The 22,041-nt window shown below is 50.5% G+C and carries 24 protein-coding genes and 1 riboswitch; of the genes, 15 read left to right on the top strand and 9 right to left on the bottom strand.

What is annotated here, in order from left to right; genetic code table 11:
- The first annotated feature begins 13 nt into the window (after positions 1–13).
- The gene (locus H583_RS36095; protein ID WP_081667154.1) at positions 14–730 is read left to right on the top strand and encodes a YutD family protein; all 717 of its coding nucleotides are present in this window, start codon (positions 14–16) and stop codon (positions 728–730) included.
- A gap of 58 nt (positions 731–788) precedes the next feature.
- Here H583_RS36095 and queF read toward each other — a convergent pair whose 3' ends face one another.
- The 6 genes from queF to ylbJ form a co-directional block, all read right to left on the bottom strand.
- On the bottom strand, positions 789–1,286 hold the full coding sequence (gene queF, locus H583_RS0111675; RefSeq protein WP_028560629.1) for a preQ(1) synthase: 498 nt from the start codon (positions 1,284–1,286) through the stop codon (positions 789–791).
- A gap of 59 nt (positions 1,287–1,345) precedes the next feature.
- Positions 1,346–2,089: a 7-carboxy-7-deazaguanine synthase QueE gene (gene queE, locus H583_RS0111680; RefSeq protein ID WP_028560630.1), complete on the bottom strand. Its 744-nt coding sequence runs from the start codon at positions 2,087–2,089 to the stop codon at positions 1,346–1,348.
- A gap of 1 nt (position 2,090) precedes the next feature.
- Positions 2,091–2,531 (bottom strand): 6-carboxytetrahydropterin synthase, encoded by a 441-nt coding sequence (locus H583_RS0111685; RefSeq protein ID WP_028560631.1) that lies wholly within the window; start codon positions 2,529–2,531, stop codon positions 2,091–2,093.
- Positions 2,528–3,190 (bottom strand): 7-cyano-7-deazaguanine synthase QueC, encoded by a 663-nt coding sequence (gene queC / locus H583_RS0111690; protein ID WP_425414517.1) that lies wholly within the window; start codon positions 3,188–3,190, stop codon positions 2,528–2,530. The genes H583_RS0111685 and queC overlap by 4 nt, the downstream gene beginning before the upstream one ends.
- Before the next feature lie 63 nt (positions 3,191–3,253).
- A riboswitch (PreQ1 riboswitch) is annotated at positions 3,254–3,298 on the bottom strand.
- 127 nt (positions 3,299–3,425) lie between these two features.
- Complete coding sequence (locus tag H583_RS0111695; RefSeq protein ID WP_028560633.1) at positions 3,426–4,250, bottom strand: NAD kinase; 825 nt, start codon at positions 4,248–4,250, stop codon at positions 3,426–3,428.
- Positions 4,251–4,324: 74 nt separating this feature from the next.
- Positions 4,325–5,395 (bottom strand): sporulation integral membrane protein YlbJ, encoded by a 1,071-nt coding sequence (gene ylbJ / locus H583_RS0111700; RefSeq protein ID WP_028560634.1) that lies wholly within the window; start codon positions 5,393–5,395, stop codon positions 4,325–4,327.
- 675 nt (positions 5,396–6,070) lie between these two features.
- On the opposite strand from ylbJ, the gene H583_RS0111705 reads away from it, so the two are divergent.
- Together H583_RS0111705 and H583_RS0111710 are read left to right on the top strand one after the other, a co-directional pair.
- Positions 6,071–6,463: a globin domain-containing protein gene (locus tag H583_RS0111705; RefSeq protein WP_028560635.1), complete on the top strand. Its 393-nt coding sequence runs from the start codon at positions 6,071–6,073 to the stop codon at positions 6,461–6,463.
- A gap of 1 nt (position 6,464) precedes the next feature.
- Positions 6,465–7,178 carry a DUF2225 domain-containing protein gene (locus tag H583_RS0111710; RefSeq protein WP_425414515.1) on the top strand — a complete coding sequence of 238 codons (714 nt, stop codon included), beginning with the start codon at positions 6,465–6,467 and terminating at the stop codon, positions 7,176–7,178.
- 9 nt (positions 7,179–7,187) lie between these two features.
- Here H583_RS0111710 and H583_RS0111715 read toward each other — a convergent pair whose 3' ends face one another.
- On the bottom strand, positions 7,188–7,424 hold the full coding sequence (locus H583_RS0111715; protein WP_028560637.1) for a hypothetical protein: 237 nt from the start codon (positions 7,422–7,424) through the stop codon (positions 7,188–7,190).
- Entirely contained in the window at positions 7,421–7,609 is a 189-nt protein-coding gene (locus tag H583_RS0111720; protein ID WP_028560638.1) for a YycC family protein, read from the bottom strand. Before H583_RS0111720 ends, H583_RS0111715 begins: the two co-directional genes overlap by 4 nt.
- 163 nt (positions 7,610–7,772) lie before the next feature.
- Between H583_RS0111720 and H583_RS0111725 the strand changes: the two genes are divergently transcribed.
- From H583_RS0111725 to H583_RS0111780, 12 genes are all read left to right on the top strand, one after another.
- Complete coding sequence (locus H583_RS0111725) at positions 7,773–9,557, top strand: M3 family oligoendopeptidase (protein ID WP_028560639.1); 1,785 nt, start codon at positions 7,773–7,775, stop codon at positions 9,555–9,557.
- Positions 9,558–9,979: 422 nt separating this feature from the next.
- Complete coding sequence (gene ndk / locus H583_RS0111730; RefSeq protein WP_028560640.1) at positions 9,980–10,384, top strand: nucleoside-diphosphate kinase; 405 nt, start codon at positions 9,980–9,982, stop codon at positions 10,382–10,384.
- A 161-nt stretch (positions 10,385–10,545) separates the two neighbouring features.
- On the top strand, positions 10,546–11,724 hold the full coding sequence (locus tag H583_RS0111735; RefSeq protein ID WP_028560641.1) for a P-loop NTPase family protein: 1,179 nt from the start codon (positions 10,546–10,548) through the stop codon (positions 11,722–11,724).
- Positions 11,672–12,913: a TadA family conjugal transfer-associated ATPase gene (locus H583_RS0111740; RefSeq protein WP_028560642.1), complete on the top strand. Its 1,242-nt coding sequence runs from the start codon at positions 11,672–11,674 to the stop codon at positions 12,911–12,913. Before H583_RS0111735 ends, H583_RS0111740 begins: the two co-directional genes overlap by 53 nt.
- Positions 12,914–12,918: 5 nt before the next feature.
- Positions 12,919–13,701, top strand: a complete 783-nt coding sequence (locus H583_RS0111745; RefSeq protein WP_081667169.1) for a type II secretion system F family protein — start codon at positions 12,919–12,921, stop codon at positions 13,699–13,701.
- Between the two features lie 10 nt (positions 13,702–13,711).
- Positions 13,712–14,587 carry a type II secretion system F family protein gene (locus H583_RS0111750; protein ID WP_036709352.1) on the top strand — a complete coding sequence of 292 codons (876 nt, stop codon included), beginning with the start codon at positions 13,712–13,714 and terminating at the stop codon, positions 14,585–14,587.
- A gap of 80 nt (positions 14,588–14,667) precedes the next feature.
- On the top strand, positions 14,668–14,865 hold the full coding sequence (locus H583_RS0111755) for a Flp1 family type IVb pilin (protein WP_154665870.1): 198 nt from the start codon (positions 14,668–14,670) through the stop codon (positions 14,863–14,865).
- A 54-nt stretch (positions 14,866–14,919) separates the two neighbouring features.
- Positions 14,920–15,555 (top strand): pilus assembly protein, encoded by a 636-nt coding sequence (locus tag H583_RS32675; protein ID WP_154665871.1) that lies wholly within the window; start codon positions 14,920–14,922, stop codon positions 15,553–15,555.
- Between the two features lie 3 nt (positions 15,556–15,558).
- Complete coding sequence (locus tag H583_RS0111765; protein ID WP_028560646.1) at positions 15,559–17,751, top strand: hypothetical protein; 2,193 nt, start codon at positions 15,559–15,561, stop codon at positions 17,749–17,751.
- Positions 17,714–18,652 carry a TadE/TadG family type IV pilus assembly protein gene (locus H583_RS0111770; RefSeq protein ID WP_081667156.1) on the top strand — a complete coding sequence of 313 codons (939 nt, stop codon included), beginning with the start codon at positions 17,714–17,716 and terminating at the stop codon, positions 18,650–18,652. Before H583_RS0111765 ends, H583_RS0111770 begins: the two co-directional genes overlap by 38 nt.
- A 17-nt stretch (positions 18,653–18,669) precedes the next feature.
- Complete coding sequence (locus H583_RS0111775; RefSeq protein ID WP_028560648.1) at positions 18,670–19,173, top strand: A24 family peptidase; 504 nt, start codon at positions 18,670–18,672, stop codon at positions 19,171–19,173.
- A 14-nt stretch (positions 19,174–19,187) separates the two neighbouring features.
- The gene (locus tag H583_RS0111780) at positions 19,188–20,954 is read left to right on the top strand and encodes a DUF6382 domain-containing protein (protein WP_028560649.1); all 1,767 of its coding nucleotides are present in this window, start codon (positions 19,188–19,190) and stop codon (positions 20,952–20,954) included.
- A 172-nt stretch (positions 20,955–21,126) separates the two neighbouring features.
- Here H583_RS0111780 and H583_RS0111785 read toward each other — a convergent pair whose 3' ends face one another.
- On the bottom strand, positions 21,127–22,029 hold the full coding sequence (locus H583_RS0111785; RefSeq protein WP_028560650.1) for a TIGR01777 family oxidoreductase: 903 nt from the start codon (positions 22,027–22,029) through the stop codon (positions 21,127–21,129).
- Between the last annotated feature and the right edge of the window lie 12 nt (positions 22,030–22,041).

Here is a 22,041-nt window from a genome sequence, read left to right on the forward strand (position 1 = left end):
GGGTGGAAAGGCTTTGATTCAAGTTGGCGGCAGATCATATGAATTGTTATATGAACATAAGAACGCTTGGAATCCCGAAGCTTTCCGTGACCGGTACAGTGAAGTTTTGGAACGGTATGATTACATTGTCGGTGATTGGGGCTATAGCCAGTTAAGGTTAAAAGGGTTTTTCAAGGACGGTCATCCGAAGGCGAATAAGGACTCTGTCTATTCTTCCATTACGGACTATATTAATGAATATTGCAATTTTGGCTGTGCCTATTTCATGCTGCAAAAGCTGGCGGCTCCCAAAAAGCTGTTAGACGACACCAAGGACAAGCAGTCGGCGAAGGAAGCCGGCAGGGAGCCGAAGGACGGCCTGAGTGACGAGCAGCATGAGCCGGATGATATTGCTTTGCAACAGGAGTCAGCAGAGTCTTCTGGCGAAGTGAGGATAGAATCCGTTATTGAGGAAGTGCCTGCAGCAACTGCCAAAGTTCAGGCAGCGGCTGCTGCACCAAAAGAAGCTAAAGAAACTAGAGAAGCCCATCCGCGTGAGTTCCGGACGAAAGAGCCGAAGGGAGCTGCAGGCAAGGCTGCTCCAGGGGACAAAGAGTCCGGAAAAGAACAGCGCCGGGAGCCCAGACATGCTCCTAGAGATCATGCCAGACCCAAATACAAAGACAGATCCAAAGCACAGCAGGAATCTGCCGCTGCCAAGGAAGCAGTAAAAACCGGCGAACCTTCGTAAGAGGGCGCCGGTTTTTTATTGCATTTAACCATGAAAAACATTTACAGCGTAAATGATATTATCGATTATTAATATTCTCAGGATACAGATCATGATTCATGAGCCGATGCTCGGCCATCGTCTCATATTTTGTTCCAGGCTGTCCCCAGTTGCAGTAAGGATCAATCGAGATGCCGCCTCTAGGGGTGAATTTTCCCCATACTTCGATATAACGGGGCGACATGAGGTCTATCAGATCGTTCATCATGATGTTGATGCAATCCTCATGGAAGTCGCCGTGGTTGCGGAAGCTGAACATATACAGTTTAAGAGATTTGCTCTCTACCATACGCTGATCCGGAATATAGGAGATATAAATGGCTGCAAAATCAGGCTGTCCCGTCATCGGGCACAGGCTCGTAAATTCCGGACAGTTAAACTTTACAAAATAATCCCGGTTGGGGTGCTTGTTCTCAAAACTTTCCAAAATGCCAGGGGAATATTCGGAAGGATAGACCGTCCCCTGATTGCCCAGCAGTGTAATGCCGGACAAATCTTCTTTTTCTCTGCCGCTGATTGAATTTGTCATTTGATTATGTTCCTTTCAACCCGTTAATGATTAGTTTTATGAATTTCTCACACGCCCCGCTTGTTGCCCCAAAGCCACGTATGAAGCTGAGGCAATACAGATACCTGCTTGAGTGCCGGTGAATCCATCACCTGATTAATCAGCCATTCGTAGCGTGCAATTTGCCGCAGCAGCAGCTTGCTGGTATCCTGTTCGGTCAACGCATCATTTCCAGCCTGCAAATAGAAGGGCAGTTGCGGATAACGCTGATGGACATGAATGGCATAGGACAAATCTTTCTCATCAAATACAACAACCTTCAGGCTGACATCGGGATGCTGATGTTGCGCAAGACGTAAAATGATTTGATCCAGAGCTTCCCAATCCGTTGCCATACCTGAGCTTGGGGGCTTCGGGGACAAGGTCAGCTGATCAATGCGCAAAAACCAATCCTGCCACCGGCTGCCTTGTGTCTCGAGCGCAACCTGTATCTGCCGGTCATGCAGCAGGTCAATTAATGCTGCAAGTTCCTTTATTAGTGCCGGATTCCCGCCCGACAGGGTAACATGTCCACAGCGGTCCAACCCGGTCTGTCCAAGCTCTGTTAGAATCTCGGTTGGTGAGAGCAGCCGGACATCCTCTTTTGCCGAGCCGTCCCATGTAAACGCAGAATCGCACCAGGCACAGGAATAGTCACAGCCTGCTGTACGGACGAACATCGTTTTGCGGCCGATGACTCTGCCCTCTCCCTGAACTGTAGGCCCGAAAATTTCCAACACAGGAATGCGGCGCGTGTTTTTTTTCGTCTCCATGCTATTCATCGCTCACAGCAGCCTTTGGCCGGTAAATGACATAGCTTGTAGGTGTCTCCCGTAAAAACACCTGAACGCACACCGGTTGATGCGTTAACGTATCGAGATGGGCTTGTATAAGATCGGCGATCGTGCGCGCTACGATTTCCGAGCTGGTAAACTGCTCTTGGACCTCATCATGAAAGAGCGGATCATCATTAAGCAATGTATGGTCAAAGCGTTCATGAATCAGCTTTTTTATTATGGAGAAGTTGACCAGAAATCCGGCTTCATCCAGCCTGTCCCCGGCAACCGTCACATTCGCAAAATAGGTATGGCCGTGCACTTGAGCGCATTTGCCTGCTTCTTCCGCAGGAATGTAATGTGCGGCCGCAAAATGAAAATCCTTGTTTAATTCGAAGCTGTACGGGTGGGATGCTGCCGGATAAATTTGCTGTATCATAGGCTTATTTCCTCCGGTCTGGAGCGCAGATAAACATTCAGTCCGTTGCTGCGAAGCTGGCAAGCCGGACATTGTCCACAGCCGTCTGCAATTATGCCGTTGTAGCAGGTAAGTGTACGGCTTTGCACAAACTCGAAGGCGCCAAGCTCGTCGGCCAGTGCCCATGTAGCAGCCTTGTCCAGCCACATTAGCGGTGTTTCAATGACAAAGGAATAATCCATGGCGAGATTCAGCGTCACATTTAGCGATTTGATAAATACATCCCTGCAATCCGGGTATCCGCTAAAATCGGTTTCGCAGACGCCGGTAATAATGCGGCGGGCACCGGTTTGTTTGGCCAATACCGCTGCAAATGAAAGGAACAGCAGATTCCGCCCGTCTACGAATGTCGAGGGCAGGCTGCCTTCTTTAGCTTCGACGGGTATGTCTGTGCGCGTGAGCGCGTTTGCGGTTAGTTGGCTGAGGAGTGACATATCGAGTACGTGGTGGCGAACCTTAAGTTCTGCTGCAATATCAGCAGCGCAGTCCAGCTCCAGCTTGTGGCGTTGGCCATAATTGAAGGTAACAGCCTCCACCTCGCGGTAGCGTTCCAGCGCCCAGAACAGGCAGGTTGTGCTGTCTTGTCCGCCGCTAAATACAACAACCGCTTTTTCATTCAACTTCTTCACTTGATTCATTTCTCCTTTTTGACAGAAAAAAACGGCATCCCAAGGATACCGTTCTCTTCCTTAGTTTTTTATAGAGGGTAGCTAAAGAACCTCTCCCGCACTCCAGCCTGCGTTCTAGATGAACCAGCATGACTTGCGGATTTTTATGGAATTACACGTAACTATAACATAAAAATATCTGTTTATGCACTACACCATTTTTTGTAAAACGGATAGCGAAAAAAATCTATTGCTGATCTGCTGACAGCCCGTTCGGGTTGACCTCATAGCCGAGGAAGGCTTCCCTGACCCGGTCCCAGAACGGAAACGGCCTGTATCTGGCAAAGCAAATCTGGTCCGTTGATACTTTGCAGCGGATCGAGCGGATATCGTCCCGCTGAATATTAAGGTGGTCGATGTTCAGGACCAGGCGCTGCTCCTTCTTGGAAATAATATCGCAGTGATGGTGCTGCGGCAAAATAACCGAAGAGCCGAGCGTCCGGTAAACCCGGTTATTAATCGATGCAATTTCGGCAATCTGCAGGGATGGGATCGACGGGTGAATGACCGCGCCCCCTACACTTTTATTATATGCAGTGGAGCCGGTAGGCGTGGAGATGACGATTCCATCCCCCCGGAACATCTCGAACATTTCATCATTTATATTAATCTGGGCTACAAGCGTACCGTCCACGCCCTTGAGCGTAAACTCGTTAAGTGCGAGATAGCTTGCCGGGCCTTCCGAAGTTTCCAGGTCGATCTGAGCGAGCGGGTACAGAATCCGCTTGGGCTCAGCAGTCGCCATCATCTCCACCAGCTCGTCCAGCTCATTGGCCCGCCAATCGGCATAAAAGCCCAAATGTCCAGTATGAATCCCGACGAAGGCAACATCATACAGCTGGTCCATGAAGGTGTGAAAGGCGTGGAGCAATGTTCCATCCCCGCCGATAGAGATGACAATTTCCGGAGATTTTGGGTCCAGTACAAATCCCTTCTCTGCCGCCAGCTCGTGGAAGCGCTTGGCCAGCTGCTGGGAGTGGCTGTCGCCCCGGTCAAGTAATGCATATTTCAAGCTAAATAGCTCCTTCCGTTACATCATTCATTCTATAGTTATGATGATATCGGAAATCGCTTTGGAACACAATGTTATATGCCCGGGCCGAGCCAGCCCCACAGCAAATAAACCATCAGCATGGCAATAATGCCATGGGCAAAACGCGCGATAATGAACGGTTTATAACGCATCCCGGTACGGCTAAGCAAACTGACAACCTGAGCATGTACGGACAGCCCGCCCCAGGACAGCACCCACGCCGCGGCTGCAGTTTGATGAAGGAGCATAGCCCCGCCAGCCGATCCGGCAGCCTTGACGCCAAGTGTCACTTCGAACAGACCGTTCACGATCGCCGGACTAAGCACAGCCGGTAATCCGAATAGCTGGAATACGGCATCCACCAGCGATGTTATGACAGAGATTGCGCCTGCACTTGTCATGACTTCCATCACAACAGAGAAGAATACGACAAGTCCGCCTACGACCATCATCAGGCGCAGCGCGGCTGCGATGGCATCACTAAGCAGTTTGCCCGTTGGCCTGCCATCCTCCAACCGTGCCTTGTGCATCGAGAGAAAGGCGGTAGCGAGTCTGTTATTGGGCGCCTCTTCTTTTTTTCTCGTATTAACAGGTGTAGAAGGAGCGTTCCGGTCATAAAAGCGCATGAGCAGGCCGATCAGGAGGCTTCCCCCGTAGTGGGCTACGGCAAGAACCGGGACAAGTGCAACATTATGAAAAAAGCCGACTGCTACAGCGCCAATGAGGAAAATCGGGTCCGAGCTTGTTGTCAGTGCAACCAGCCGCTCGCCCTCTGTCCGGTTAATCAGTTTTTGGTCATAAAGCTGGGCAGACAGACGGGCGCCAACCGGATACCCGGCAACAAAACCCATCGTCATGACAAATCCGCCGATTCCGGGAACACGAAATACAGGTCTCATCATCGGATCAAGCAGCGTGCCGAAGAAGTGGACAATGCCAAATCCAAGCAACACCTCAGATATCACAAAAAAAGGGAACAGGGCGGGAAACAGTACCTCCCACCAGATCGAAATCCCCCGTATGGCCGCGGTGAGGGAGGATTCCGGGAATATAGCAAGCAGCATTGCCAAAACAAGAGCCGTTGAAGCGACAAGTACAACCGGATGAATGAGATAGCGAAGCATCTGTTTGGCCCCCTGATCATAAAGTGGACATGTAATTTACTATATGAGAGGAAGTGGACAAATATCTCCAGGCATCGCAGAAAAGCATAATATTTTCAAAGCCCATACCTGCCCGTTCGGCGCCGCCAACAGTCTTATTAATCACGGTCCATTTGTTTGGGAAGGGAGTGTAGCGGGTATTGGAGAGTAGGATGATTCCTTGCATATTGCCCGGGCGGCGCTAATATTTTATAAAGAAAACGTTTTCAAAAAATAGATGTGCTTTTGTAACTGAGTATGCTACAATTGAACTATACCGAGTGTAGGAGTGATGATGATGAGCCTAATAGCTGGCATCCTCGTTTGCTTGTTTGTATTTGTAATCCGTCAATCCCTAATGGAATCTGATGAAGATTGGGGAAGCTACTAACTATAGATGTGCACTGATCGGAAAAAAGGATGCTCTGCCTGCTGCGGTTTAGAGGCAACATCCTTTTTTTGCTTGGCGTTTGATTTGAGAGGATTGTAAAGCAAATGGCCCGGATTTCAGTCTTACGTCGCAGATACTGATTCGAAAGATGTTGTTCTGATTGAAAAAAAGTCGGATGAATTAGGACAATTGTCGTTTACTCCTAATGCTCGTTTAGGAAATTAGTGCTATAATAAATAAAAAGGAATTGGATTTGGTGATAAATCATGCTAAGACCTGATTCAACAATTTATGAAGCTCTTGGCGGAGATCAGGCAATCCGCCGGTTAGTTGAGACATTTTATCCGAAAGTAAAGGTTCATCCTTTGATAGGGCCTTTGTTTCCCGAAGATATCGATCCTGTAATAGAAAAGCAGTATATGTTTTTGAGCCAGTTTTTTGGCGGTCCTCAGCTTTATTCCGATGAATACGGACACCCTATGATGCGGGCACGGCATATGCCGTTTCCGATTACGAGAGACCATGCGGATGCATGGCTGAGCTGTATGGCAGGAGCGCTTGAGGAACTGGACATAGACCCGGATTTAAGCCATTTTGTATTGCAGCGTTTATCCGGACCAGCCTACCACTTTGTAAATACAGGTAACGAGGAGGAGTAGTATGATCACATCAATGGAAGCCTTGGATCCGTTATACACCACCCACGTGCGTTGCTCCTGTTGCGAGACACCTTTTACAACAGCGCGCATGAGATCAAGCTTCAAAAAGGCGACCCATATGGATAGTGATTTTTGCTCCTATTATAATAATGACAATAACCCGGACTACTATGTTGTGAGGGTATGTCCGTACTGCGGTTTTGCGTCTACCGAGAACTCGGCTTCGTCCTTGACAGAAGGACAAAAGAGCAGTTATCTGGCCAAGCTGGGCTTGAACTGGAAGCCGAGAGATTATGATGGACAGCGGACGTTAAGCCAGGCAATGGAATGCTATAAGCTGGCGCTATTGTGCGCGCAGTCTGTCGGTGAGAAGGAGAGAATTATCGCCGGCTTGCTTCAGCATATTGCCTGGCTGTACCGGTACATGGGGGCGTATGAGCAGGAGAAGCGTTTTTTGAGGTTCGCGCTTGATGCTTACATACGTGTCTATGAGGTGGAGGGCAGCTCCATTAACAATGCCAAGCTCATGTATCTAATCGGCGAGCTGCATCGCAGGGTGAATGAACCCTATGAAGCTGTGAAATGGTTTTCCAGAGTTATTCATAATAAAAAGATTACCGACAGCGCCATGATCCACCGCTCGCGGGAGCAGTGGCAGGTTCTGCGGGAAGAAATGCTCGCCAGTCAGATGGAACTGCCTGAAGCGATGCAGTAAATAGCCCGTTTAGAATCGGGGAACCTTCTTTGTCGTAAGCAGATAGTCCGAATCCGTCTCAATTACGGTAACCCTGGCATGGCAGCATGGGAAAATGACGAGCCGTTTTTTGCCGCCCTGAATGTCCGGAAGCTCGTCCGGGCGAAGCGGCAGCAGCACATTTTCCTGTTTGCAATACGGGCACTGCGGCACATAAATATCGTTCATGACACGATCATAGGGAATACAATTTTCGAAGGGGATCATGATTTTGGGTCCTCTTTTTTGCTGTCTGTATCTGTGCCGGTCCCACCGGCTTCCTTGGCTGCCAGCTCCGCGAGCTTCTGCAATAAAATATGCCGTGGCATATGCATCAGATGCTCAATGGGTACGTTAAGCTGTTCCGACAGCTTGATGGCGGTATCAGGTGAGATTTGCAGCGGCTTGGACATGGGTATTCCTCCTTGGGCTCCGTACTATGGTATAGTATTGTTATACACTGTCTGACGTCTTAGCGCAAATTCATTTCGCAGTGAGTTACAGCTTTTATACATAGCACGCAGTCAGAATTAAATTTGCATGCGGCATAAGCTGCAATGAGAGGAGATCATCGAGTTGAAGAATCTGTCACTGACATGGAATCTGGATTCCATCTATGAAGGCGGCTCTAATTCGCAGACGTTTGCCGCCGAGTTGGCCGGACTGGAGCAGGATATTAATAAGTTGGGCGCATCGCTTGCCGACAAAGAGAGTGCGCAATCGCTGCAGGAGCGGCTGACGTCCTGGACGGATCTGGTACAGTCCATTATGTTGCGTCTACAGGAATCAGGGTCATTTGTGTCCTGTCTGCAGGCCCAGGATATGAAGGATACGAAAGCAAGCCTTCTGAATGACCGTCTGAAGACGATTTCGGCAAGCTTCCAGGGTGTTCTGACACGTTTTGATGAGCAGCTCAGGGAAACGCCTGATGCAGAGTGGGAAGCATGGCTGAGCCAGGAAGAGATTAAGCCGGTCGCCTTTAATTTGAATGAACGCCGGGAACTCGCCAAGGATAAGCTGCCGCCTGAGCAGGAGGCGCTTATTAGCGAGCTGTCTGTTGACGGCTACCATGGCTGGAGCGATCTGTATGACACCGTTGTAGGCCGTGCCAAGTTCCGTGCCCAAGATGAGAACGGTAACGAACAACTGCTGTCTGCGGGACAAATGCATAACCGCCTGTCTGATGGTGACCGGGCGGTGCGCGAAGCCGCCTTTGATGAATGGGAGCGCGAGTGGGGCGAGCAGGCTGAGCTGTGCGGTGAAGGGTTGAACCGTATTGCAGGTTTCCGTCTCAAGCTCTATGGCAAGCGCGGATGGGAATCGGTCCTCAAAGAGCCGCTCCAGATTAATAGAATGAGCGAGGCTACATTAAATGCGATGTGGTCGGCGGTTGAAGCCGGCAAGGCGGAGCTTACAAAGTATTTGCAGCGTAAAGCAAAACTGATGGGGCTGGAGAAACTGGACTGGCATGATGTAGATGCGCCACTTGGAGCAACAGCCAAAATCGTCCCTTATGATGAAGCAGCAGCTTTCATAGTGGAGCGGTTCCGCGCCTTCAATCCGGATCTGGCCGAATTCTCTGAAAAAGCGTTCCGTGAGGGTTGGATTGAGGTTGAAGACCGCAGCGGCAAGCGTCCGGGCGGATTCTGTACGTCCTTCCCTAAAAGCAGGCAGACCCGTATTTTTATGACCTATTCCGGCACAGCTTCCAATATTGCGACACTTGCGCATGAGCTGGGCCATGCGTATCACCAGTATTTGATGGATGATCTGCCCCCGCTTGCGCAGGACTACGCGATGAACGTGGCAGAGACAGCCTCGACATTCGCTGAGATGATCGTTGCGGATTCAGCCCTGCAGATGGCAACAGAGCCGCAAGAGAAACTGGCGATGCTGGAAGATAAGCTGGGACGTTCCGTGGCGTTCTTCATGGACATCCATGCACGCTTCGTGTTTGAGACGGGTTTCTACGAGAAACGCCGCAGCGGCATGCTGTCTGTAGAGGAATTGAGTACGCTGATGGAAGATGCACAAGCGAAAGCCTTCGGTGATATTCTGGGGAGGAAGCATCCGGAATTCTGGGCGTCGAAGCTGCATTTCTATTTGACAGGTGTGCCTTTCTACAACTTCCCTTATACCTTCGGATTCCTGTTCAGCAGCGGCATCTATGCCCGTGCACTGGCGGAAGGGCAAGGATTTGCCCAGCGTTACGTCGACCTGCTGCGCGACACCGGACGGATGAATGTCGAGGATCTGGCTTATAAGCATCTCGGTGTGAAGCTGGATGACACCTCCTTCTGGAGCGAAGCGGTGAAGCTCTGCATCGCTGATGTTCAGACATTCCTGGATCTTACAGAGTAACAGAACAGCTGTGCTGTATGGATTTGCTCTAACGAGAAGGCACCCTGCAGCGGTGTGAGTAGCTATGACAAGCAAGCCCGCCTGGCGAGAATAGCCAGGCGGGTTGTTCTTTTATAATTGTTCCGTCCAATTTGAAGCGATATTGTATTCTGGATATAATTATGTTACGGTAGCTTTATTTCCAGAATATGTTGTGCCGGGATTAAAATTCGAACGACAGTTCCAATTCAGCTTTAATGAAATGTCATCCCGTAACATGCAAGCTGAATGGTGGCTGCATTCGGAATTGTTTATGTTCTTAAAGGGTTGGCAGCCGGAAAAATTGGGCACAAAATACATAAAGCCGCTCCATGTAAATTGTCAGGTGAATGAGGAAGAACCGCCTAAGCAAATTGAATCGTACCTACAGGGAGGTAGCAACAATGGATCATACATTTGTAATGGTAAAACCGGACGGGGTAGCCCGCGGTCTGATCGGTGAGATTGTTTCTCGCTTTGAGCATAAAGGCTTTAAGCTGGCCGAGGCCAAGGTCATGACCATTTCTCAGGAAATTGCCGAGCAGCATTACCGGGAGCACCGGGAAAAGCCGTTTTTTGGCGAGCTGGTAGATTTCATTACCTCCGGTCCTGTATTCGCGATGATATGGGAAGGCAAGGATGCAGTGAAAAATGCCCGTTCCATTATTGGAAAGACCAATCCTTCTGAAGCATTGGCAGGCTCAATACGTGGGGATTTTGCATTGGATGTTGCAAGCAACATTGTACATGGGGCTGATTCGGATGAGAGCGCACAGAGGGAGATCGCTTTGTTCTTTGGCGACAGATAGCAGCCCGTGCGATTACAAATCAGCTATTGACTGAACTAAGAAAACATGGTAAATTTACCTCAATATTTAAATCGGATGAACTGCGGAAGCACCGCAAACTCACGCATTAGCGTAGTTTGCGGTGTTTTTTTGCGTTTGGCCCGATTTTCAGGAGGGAAGAGATGGGGAAGTTATCTCTGATAGTAGCTGCAAAAGAGCCCGAATATGTGAGGAGGTTGGCGGAATATATACGTGAAGCACCTGCAGGAGCAGAGTGGCAGATGACAGCCTGCACACAGCCGCAGGCATTGAGACAATACGTCAGGGGAGGCTACCCGGCAGATTTGCTTCTGCTGCAGCCGGAATTCGAGGCCCATGTCCGTGATGTGGTTCAGGAGGCGCTGCCAGTTGTTCATCTGGTTCCTTTTATTACAGACAGCGGCAAGCCGCAAATCGTACAATTTCAGTCCCTTCCCAGGCTGATTCAGCAGTTGAACATGCAGCTCAGCCATATTCGAGGCTTCAGACACAAGGCGGGGCAACCAGAATCTGCAATCATGCTGTCGTTATTCTCCTCGATGGGGGGAATGGGCAAGACGACACTCGCTCTGAATATTGCCAGAGAAGCTTCGGAGGCAGGGAAGCGGGTATTCTATTTTAATCTGGAGCCTTACAATGCTTCCGATCTGTATTTGAGAGAGAGCGGTGAGGGCAGTGAGCAGGATTATTCCATGCTGCTGTATGTGCTGCAATCGAAGCCTGATCAGGTCAGACAGCAGCTTGCTGCAAGCACGAGACGAAGTACGGAGCTGGGGATCGATTATTTTGCTCCAGCTGCGAGTCCTGAGGAGAGGCAAGCGCTGACCTCCGGCTTGGTTGCCCTGACCATTCGTGCGATTGTGGACAGCGGGGAGTATGACCTGGTCGTGGCAGACATGGGAGGAAGGCTGGATGAAGTCGGCATGGAGCTGCTGAGAAGCAGCCATTTACCATTATGGCTGACTGGCGGTGATGCTACGAGCCAGCGGAAAATGGACATTATGCTTCAATTCGGAGCCCATAAATGGGGGGAGGCTTTCGTTGAGGCAACGCGCAAAATCCGGATGATTCAGGTATATAACAGCATGGCACGGGCGGCAGTTGCGCCGCAAGAGCAGTACCGTACCGATCAGGCAATGGCAGCGATTCCTTATGTCCCCGAATGGAGAGAAGTGAAGGACCCGATGCAGATGCTGGCTTCACCTGTATACCGCGGGGTTGTACAGCGGATTATCAGAGATTGGATTTGGCCGGAAGGAGGAGAGGCATGTGACAGAGGAGGTGGTGCTTGGGCTGCGCAGGCTTATCCGGGAACGCATTGATCTGAGCGGCTCTGTCCCGGACAGTGCCCTGACAGGCATGGTCGAGCAGGCAGTATTCGACTGGTGCAGGGAGAATGGACGGATGATGACAGCAGCGGACAAGCTGCAGCTCGTACGGAGGCTGTTCCACTCTTTTCGCGGGATGGATGTGCTTCAGCCGCTTATCGATGATCCGTCTGTAACAGAAATCATGATCAATGCCCATGACGAAATTTTTATCGAGCAGCGCGGCAGAATGACACGGTATCCGGCAGCCTTTGAGAACAGGGAGCGTCTGGAGGATATTATCCAGAGCATTGTAGCCGGAGTGAACAGGGTTGTGAACGAGTCCACCCCGATAGTGGATGCCCGTCTGAAGGACGGCTCCCGGGTCCATGTGGTGCTGCCGCCGATTGCACTGAAAGGGCCGACGCTAACCATTCGGAAATTTCCGGAGAAGCCGCTGCTTATGGAGGATTTGGTTGCATTGGGCGCATTGTCTGCCGAAGTGTCCGGGCTGCTGGAGAAACTTGTAGCTGCGCGGTACAACATTTTCATTAGCGGCGGTACCGGATCGGGGAAGACGACCTTCCTTAATGCGCTGTCCCAATATATTCCTGAGGATGAGCGGATTATAACGATTGAAGACTCGGCTGAGCTTCAGATCACGCGGGTGAAAAATCTGGTGTCCCTGGAGACGCGCAATGCCAACACAGAGGGACGCGGAGAAATTCGGGTCAGGGAGCTGATCCGGGCCTCACTCCGTATGCGCCCCAGCCGCATTATAGTAGGCGAGGTGCGCGGCGGGGAGGCCCTGGACATGCTCTCGGCCATGAATACCGGGCATGATGGGAGCTTATCTACCGGCCATTCTAATAGCACCAAAGATATGCTCAGCCGACTTGAGACAATGGTGCTGGGGGCTGCGGAGTTGCCGCTTCCGGTTGCCCGGCAGCAGATTGCAGCAGCCATTGATGTCATCATTCATCTGTCCCGGATGCATGACGGCAGCCGCAAGGTAGTGGAAATCTGTGAGATAGCCGGCGTACAGGAGGGTGAGATCATTTTGAATCCGCTGTTTCAATTTTCGGAAACGGGTGAAGCAGAGGGCAAGATCTCTGGAGAACTGAGGGCAACAGGAAATCGCCTTCGTCACTCCGGTAAGCTTGATATGGCCGGCGTCAAACTGGACGAGGAGGGATCGGGCTAGTGTACATGCAAGCGCAGCAGCGTACGGGGGGAGCCGATTCAGACGCGCTCCCCGTATACGACAGGCTGAGTTTGAGCCCTGGTGAGAAAGCTGCTTCTATATTGACCGGAATGCTGGTCTGCTTTATAGCTGCTTATATCTTTTACCATTCCATACTGGCTGCACTCGTATTGTCGGCAGCAGGCCTGCGCGCTCCGGGAATTTATCAGCGTTATTTGCTCAACCGAAGAAGGGATCGGCTCAAGCAGCAGTTCAAGGAGACGCTTGTATCACTCACATCGTCTCTGGCAGCAGGCCGCTCGGTTGAGAATGCCTTTCTGGCTGTTCCTGAGGATTTGCGCTTTATTTATTCCGATCTCCCCGGAGATATGCTTCGGGAACTCGATATTATCCGGCTGCGCCTGGAGAATGGAGAGCCGCTGGAGCTTGGACTGCAGGATTTCAGTAAACGTGCCTGTGTGGAGGAGATTACCCAGTTTGTTGATGTATTCTGCATTGGCAAACGGTCAGGAGGAGACCTGATAGAGATTATCCGGCAGACATCGCAGGTCATTGGGGAGAAGCTGGATATGCAGCAGGAAATTGAAGTTATGATCGCCCGAAAGAAATTCGAGAGCCAGATTATGATGGCTGTGCCTTTTGTTTTTCTTGCCGTTTTGGGTGTTATCTCCCCAGATTACATGGCATCCCTGTATCAAGGAATGGGATATGTACTGCTGACGATTTCGCTAATTGCCTTGTTTGGCTGCTACTGGTTCATTTACAAGCTGACAGATATCCGTTTATAAGGAGGGGCATATGGCAGGTATAGCTGCATGGATATTACTGCTGCTCTGGGCAGGTGAAGCCTGCTGGTCACTGATGCGCCGGCCGGCGCATACAGAGCCGGTGTCCTCTTTAAAGCAGCAGGGATTGCAGCGGCTGCTGAGAGCTCCATTTATGAGACAACAGGAGAGGTGGAAGCTCTGGAGCCGGGCACAGGGGCTGCTTAATCCGCTTCATGCGAAGCTGGTAATTCTGAACGGCTCCCGCCACTCTGTTCAATCCACCAAGCAGTTTATCGGGAATATGTTTGCCTTAAGCTATGCAGCGCTATTTGGCAGCGCTCTGATTTCATGGGCAGCAGAAGAACCTGCAGTATTTTATATCGGAATTGTGAGTGCGGTTATTTGGCCGGTCTCCAGATTCAGAGAGGTCCAGACGAAGATCGAACGGCGCAAACAGGATATTCTTCTTGCCCTCCCGGAAATTCTGAGCAAGCTGATGCTGCTTATAGGCGCAGGGGAGACGCTGGGCAAGGCAATCTACCGTTGTCAGGATAACCGCCCGGAGCGGAAGGATCACCCGCTCTATGCCGAGCTGTCCAGAATGTGCAATGAACTGGATAATGGCGTCCCTTTTCATATGGCGCTGGAATCATTCAGCAGACGCTGTGCCGTACAGGAGGTTGCGATGTTCACAACTTCACTGCTGCTTAACTATAAGCGGGGGGGAGAGCGTTTCAGACTGTCCTTGCAGCAGCTTTCTTATACACTTTGGGACAAGCGCAAGGCGGTGACCCGGACCAAAGGGGAGGAAGCGTCCTCGAAACTGGTATTTCCGCTGGCTGTAATTTTTCTGGTGTTAATGGTTCTTGTCGGGTCGCCGGCTGTATTCATGATGAATTTGTCGTAAGTGGAAGAAAACACAGAGTTTTAAGGCTGCGTAACGAGTTAGAAAACAAGGATGAACTTTAAATGAGGAGGAATACGAAAATGAAATCGATGTGGGCAAAGGTGAAGGGTTTTGGAGGAAAGCTGTGGCGGTCGGAGGATGGGATGGGGACACTGGAAATTATTTTAATTATTGCGGTACTGATACTTGTGGCTCTTCTGTTCAAAGATCAGATTTTGAGGCTGGTCAAGAGCTTAATGGGAACCGCGGATACTACGGCAAAGACGATCTTCAATTAAACATAAATGAAACGGCTGCGCCAGTTACTGCAAGCGGAGAACGGGAGCTTTACTGTGGAATCGTCGATGGTTTTTCCGCTAATCCTGGTCATTACTGTTACGTCCTTATTTGTAAGCATTTATATGTATCAAAATGTGATTGTATATTACACAGCATCCAAGGCTGCAGAGCGGACCGCCTTTGTGTGGGATAACAGCTACCGCAGTCCGGCAACAGGACTCGCTCCTCCAGGTAAATATGACAGCTTGTACTGGAGAGTCAAGGACGATGAAATGCTTGAAACGCTATTCGGGCTCCAGGGCGCAGGCGGGCAAAGGGGCGGAACCATCTCTTTGCCCGCAGCAACCGGAGCGGGAAGCTCTGGCTCGCTTGTACAGCACAAGCTTGGGGGTGCAGCAGCTTGGGTGCCGGGAGGCTATAAAGGTAAAGTGGAACTGGATCGCAGCTTATGGGGGAAAGAGGCCGCTGTACTGCTTTTACATCCCGTACGGATTACTCCGCTAGAGTGGCTAATGGAGAATTCAAGACCGTATGGCAGAGCCAGCAGCGCAATAACAGACCCGTTGGAGCTTATTCGAAGTGTAGACCTTGTGCGCTACTATGTGGACAAGTTCAAAAACGGCAGCAAGGATCGGGATGAAGCAGCCGCCATCATTTCCAGACACTCTTCCAGGCAGGGAGGAGGATAAGCTGTGTGTGGAGACAAGGGGAGCGTATCGGTCTATTTTATTATCATTACGTCCTTCGTATTTTTGTTCAATGCCTTGTTTATTGACTATGCCCGAATTGCTGCCATGAATCTCCAGCTTGAGATGTCAGCCAGGGCAGGGGTTCGCTCGGTGCTGTCGGCCTATGACGAGACGCTGTACGAAAAATATGGCCTGTTCGGCAGGGGCGGTACGGATGCGGAGCACATTTTTAATCAGGTGGTGGATGAACGATTCACCGGCGGAGAAGGTGCTGCAGTCCGGTGGCTGGATATCAGGAGAGAAGCGGCACATATCAATACCGCACAGCTGCTGGGTACGCATTCTGTCTTTGAACGGCAGGTGCTTGAGGAGATGAAGTATAAGGCGCCGGTTGATTTTACAATTGAGCTCATTAACCGCTTCAAGCCTCTGGCAGAAGGGCTGAAAGAAGCCGCTGCAACTGTAAATGTGCTGGAGGGCATACGCAAGCTCTACGACGAAAGAGAACGGAAGCTGGATCAGGCTTTTGCACTTCAACGTTCTTCGGCCCAGTCCGTAAGATCATCTCCAATATCAAATTTGATAGAGAGTGGACAAGAAGGCATATCCGCGATTGCAAACGGATATCCATCTTACGTTTCCATGCTGCAGAGCTTGCCGTATGTGGATGCCCAGCACGCATTTTACATCTTCCAAGCCATTAATAGCTATCAGAAGGCAGCAAATACGACGCTGAACGAGCTTCAGATTTCAAGCCGCAAGCAGGCTGAAGCACACCTTGCGAACAGCGAAAAGGCAAAGCAGGCAGTGAATGAAGCCGCCAGTCTGAATGAACAAATTCGGGACATTGTGAACAAATCCGGCCAATCCGCTGCCGGCAGCGGGTATGAGGCGCTCTACATACAGGAAGGTGCGGGGAGCAGCCAAAATGGGCAGGGTACATCAGGAGTACCGTTGAAATCAGACGATTTAAAGGATATTCGCGCCAATCTGAATGATTATGTTATCGATAGCGGCTGGTTTGATAATTATCAAGAAGAAACTGAGAAGCAGGTCCAGGACTATGATGCGATTCAAAACCAGATCAATGATTTCGTGCAGAAAGTTAGGGGAGCAATGGCTTCCCAGGATTCATCGCTTTCGCTTTCAAATGATGTGTGGAGTCTTAGGCAGACCTTCGCTATATATAAACAGAAGTACATGAGCCCTGCATCTGTCTTCAATGCAAGGGAGCAAGAGTTGAATCGTACAGTTAAGGCGGACAAGGAGAGAAAGGAACACGAGAAGAAGGCCGAGTCCAAATGGAGCGAGGCACGCGGGCTTCTGAAGAAAGTCAACGCTCTCCCTGGTACGAACGATGCCAGTGAGCAGTTTAAACAGCTTCGTCAGCGTTTTGAGGAAAATATGAGACTCAATGGAGCAGCGAACCAGCTGTCCGGCGAGCCTGAGTACGGGGACGATCCATCCGAACAAGCTGACAAGTCCATGACTTCTTTGGGGTCAATGTTTGCGGGCATGGCAGATTCATTAGAAAAAGTTATGGAGGCCTTATATCTTGGCGAGTACGGAAAGGCCCGTTTTGAATTTTTTGAGCCTGAGCGTCTGAGAAGCATATTTGACAAGAATGCCAGTAACAGCGAGGGCAGCGGCGGGGGCACAATGCTGGAAGTATCAAGCCAGGAGATGGAGTACATGGTGTACGGGTTTCATCATCCAACCTATAATCTTGCTTCAGCATACTCTGAGATATTTGCTGTGCGGCTGGCAATCCGCACGATGGAAGGGCTGATTGAATGCAAGTCCATGGGACATCCTTTGCTTGTTCTGGCGGCGGCAGTTGTCTACGGCCTGGAGAAGGCACTGGAGGATATGATTGTGCTCGTGAAGGATGGCAGTACCCCCTTGTCCAAATATGCTGCAGTTGTTATACGTTATGAGGATTACTTGCGGTTGTTTATGCTGGTACACGGTTCAAGGGAAGCCAAACTGGGCCGCATGATTGCATTAATTGAGCAAAAGACAGGGTATAGGCTGATGTATATGCCGACAGGGGTTTCAAGCGAAGTTACAGGATCGGTCAACCTGTGGTTCTTGCCGGGCATTATGAAGCAGCTTGCTAATGCGGGACTTTTTAACGGAAAGGTTGTAGGTAAGCGATATGAAACGACAAAAACGATGGCCTGGTCTTACTTGTAAAGCAAAGCAGAATGAAGGCTCAATTGCCCTCGAAGCGGCGTTAGTTACACCATTGTTTTTGTTCATGCTAGTTGTGGTCATTACCTTTATCCATATTTCAGCCGTTCAGATGGCACTGCAAGATGCAGTGTCACAAACGGTCAGACAGGCGGCATCATATATCTATCCTGCTTCCCTTGCAGTTCAGTCTTTCAGGGATAAAACAGAGCAGCAAGCTCCCTCCAAACTTGCTCAGACAGCAGGCATATCCGCCGCAGCCGAACAGCTTTCACAATGGCTCCCGGAACCGGCCGGTTCTTTAATGACCTCTGCTTTGGATGGGAACTGGGACTCGATACAAAACTGGATTGCCAGCTATGCTTTTCAGCCTGTGCTCCGGCAGTTTGCTGAAGAAAGCCTGCTGGAGCCGGACAATTTAATGATAAGCAAGGTTTCATTGCCTGATTTAAAAAACGGGGCTAATCCTTACTTATCCATTACGGCGCAATATGAAATGCCGATTCGCCTCCCGTTTACCAATAAGCCGTTGGTGCTTCAGGAGCATGCTGCTGAACGGGTATGGATTCAAGATTCGGCACCTTCCAACTCAGGCAGGATGGGGGAGCCGGATTCCGGCACCATTCAAATTGTTTCGATTACACCGACCCCTGTGCTGCCAGGCAGGAAAGCGCGCATTACGGTGTTGACTCAGCCAGGAAGGAGCCTGACTCTCTCCGTGGACTATAAAAGCGGGGCAAGCAGGGCCAGAAATTTGGGAGAAGCAAAGGCGGATGAGAACGGGGTTATAGGCTGGGAATGGCATGTTTCCGGGAATACGACGCCGGGAACCTGGGAGTTCGTTATAAAAGGGGAAGACGGGACAAGCGCAGGACGCCATTTTGAAGTGCGCAAGTCAAGGTAGCAGAAGGAGGGAGATTTATGCTGTTTGCGGGCGGAGCGGCAGGAGTATTGCTTGTAATGGCACTGTGGTTTGATGTTAAGTCTATGAGAATACCTAATGTGCTGACAGCCACAGCCGCAGTGTGTGCCTGGCTTTATTATGGCATCTCCGGCGGTTTGCCGGGTCTCGGCACGACTTTGGCCGGTACTGCGGCTGGTCTCGTCCCGATGCTTTTTCTGTATATCATGAGAGGAATCGGGGCTGGGGATGTGAAGTTGTTTGGCGCGCTCGGAGCCTGGGTGGGTCCGCTGCCTGTGCTGCAAATTATGGTCCATTCCATCCTTTTTGCCGGGCTGATCGGCATCGTACTGTTAATTGTACATCGGCCCTTTTTTATGAGAGTAATTAATGTCTTGTTGCCTCCGCTGCTTCGTATAAACGAGATGTCCGCCGGGCTGAATCAGGCATGGAAGCAGGGACTGAAGTTTCCCTTTATGCTGGCCGTAGCCCCTGGTGCTGCGGCCGTGTGGTATTTCAGTTAAAGGAGAGGGTTCAAGTGCGAGCGTATCAAATCGACTTTACCATGCACAGAGGGCATGAGATGGTTTTGGCTGACCCGGACGGGCTTACACGTGATAGTCTGGATGAGCTGGAGCTGAAGATGCTGCAGGCAGAGGAAATACCAGGCTTTTTACCAGTAGAGTGGCAGGAAATCGACGGAATCATCAGTTTTCATTACAAGCTGGCAGGCAAACGGATGCTGAAACACCGTCTTCAGCTTCAGACGTTCACCATGTCCGACTATTGTATTCTGCTGCTGGCAGTACTGGAAGCGCTGGACAATTGCAAGCCTTATATGCTTCGGCCCGAGGCTGTTATGTTCCATGAAGACTATATTTTTACAGGAAGCTCCTGGCAGGAGGTTGGTCTTGTCTATGTGCCTGTGACAGATGGAGCCGCACATGCAGCACCTTATGAAGATCTGATGAATCTGGCCGTCCGCTGGGCTGCCCGCATCAATCCTGTGGACGGGCCGGCTCTGCAGCGGATACTTCAAGTACTGGATAAGGAAACAGGCACATGGAACAGTTTGCAGAAACTTCTTCTGGAGATGGTATCTGCACCTTATTACGGTGATGATCTGAAACCTGATAGTTTGCCAGCTTCTATGCAGAATCTTTCATCAAGCATGTCCTGCCTATCCTCTGGAGCGCAGCCCCATGGCTCATTTGGTGGTCCGGCTTCAGATTCTGTTCATGCACCATTTGTAAACCCTTCTCAGAAGGACTTCTCATCCGCCGGGAATAAACCGGCACCCGAAAATACTGAGACCGGGATGTATCTCAGGGGAGCGGATTGGGAAGCGGATATTAGCGGGGAAGATACGTACGGCAAGAAGCCGCGCACAACGATTATCATTATTTTGCTGGCATTATTTGCTGTTGCAGTCGTATGGCGTTTTTTATATCTGGATGATCCAAACGAGCAGACGCTGCTGACCAGCATCGGCATTTCACTGCTGATTGCAGGGAGTGCTGCACTGTTTTGCTACGCAGCTGGAAAGAAGAGCAGACATGAAGGGCAGTTTGACGAAAATCTTATGAACGGGCGGGACCCTGAAATTATTCGTAACTGGAAAGAAGAGTCCAGAGTTTCGGGTACGAGGGACAGAAGTGAAATTTTTCTGAACAGAGAGCAGTCACCTGATATTGGATATCCGCATAAAGCTGCTGCCAATGAAGAGAGAAGCGGCAGATGGAATCTTACCTCAGCCCGCCCAAGCAATCATTCACAACCTGAGCAAAGCAAGGGGTACGGTTCAACCGCTCATGAGCCTGAATCCGGTGCTTCAATGGGAGCTGCAAGTATGGGGCCGGGTAATGCAGCTGCTGCAGATGAGTCTACAGTATTGCTTGCGCCTGATGGCAGATCGGCCTCAAGCCTGGTATCCGGGCAGACGATAACAGCGTATTTGCAAAGGGAATTCAAGGGAAATGTATCCCGGATTGAGTTGACCGGAAGAAAACTTGTCATTGGCAGAGCAGCAGAGTCTGAGGGCTATGTGGATACAGGGGAGGGTTTGTCCAGAGCCCATCTGGAGATAGAGCGGACCACAGAGGGATACAGTGCCAAGGATCTGGGATCACGCAACGGGAGCCTGCTTAATGGGAACGTAATGGTGCCTTACAAAGTGTACAGGATCAAGTCGGAGGACCGGATTCAACTGGCAGGGGCACAAGGACCTGTCTATGCTTTCACGGAAGGCCCTCAGCAAACAGTTCAAGTTCCTCAAGGCGGGGCAAATTCTACTGTTGGAGCGTGACCCGGCAGTGTTCAGAATATGTGAAGTAGTTGTCAGCTGGCAATGGCTTAAAGGGAAACAAAAAAGCGTCTATTAAGTACTGTGATTTCCATACTGCACTTAATAGACGCTTATGAATGGAACAGTGTGAAAGAGCCGCTACACACTGCATGGATGGTGTAATCAGACGGGATTACTTGGCTCCTACCAAATCTTTCATGGCGCTCTGGACGGTTGGAAAACGGAATTTAAAACCGGCATCGAGCGCCCGCCGCGGAAGTACCCGCTGGCCCTCCAGCAGCAGAACCGAGAGTTCACCGAATATGAGCTTCAGCATGGCTCCAGGCACCGGCATCCAGTGTGGTCTGCCCATCGCTCCTGCAATCGCCCGGCCGAAATCATCATTCGTAACCGGCTCTGGAGCAGAGGCATTGACCGGACCATGAATTTCATCATGATCGATGCAGAAGGCAATCAGTCTGACAATGTCTTCGACATGTATCCAGGACAGCCATTGTTTCCCGCTGCCGATTTTGCCTCCCGCAAACATCCGGTAAGGCAGCGCCATCTTAGGGAATGCCCCGCCCTCAGTCCCGATTACTATACCGACACGCAGCTTCACCATCCGTTTGGCGCCAATACTGTCAGCGGCTATTTCCCATTTCTCAACAACCGAAGAGAGGAAATCGGAGACGACCACTGGGCTGTCTTCATCAAAGGTTGCCGTCTCGGAATTTCCGTAGGCGGAAATTCCGGATGCATTAATAACAACGTCAGGCTTGCGCTGCAGAGTACGAACCAGCTTGCTGATCCGTTCTGCAGCAACAAGCCTGGACTTAATAATGCGTTCTTTGGCGTCTTCAGTCCATCTCTGGTTGATGGATTCACCGGCCAGATTAATAATTGCATGGATGCCTTCCAGCCTCTCCGGTTTGGAGCTCAAGTCTTCCCATGAAATGACATGAAGTTTAGGATGCTTTTGTTCGACTCTTCCGGTTGAACGGGTAATAATCCATACTTCATCGCCACGCTCGAGGAAATGCTGAACCAGGGCGTTGCCGATAAAGCCGGAGCCGCCCGTGACGGCAATGCGCATACAATCACCTCT

It is taken from the genome of Paenibacillus pinihumi DSM 23905 = JCM 16419, assembly GCF_000422505.1.
Classification (GTDB): domain Bacteria; phylum Bacillota; class Bacilli; order Paenibacillales; family Paenibacillaceae; genus Paenibacillus_D; species Paenibacillus_D pinihumi.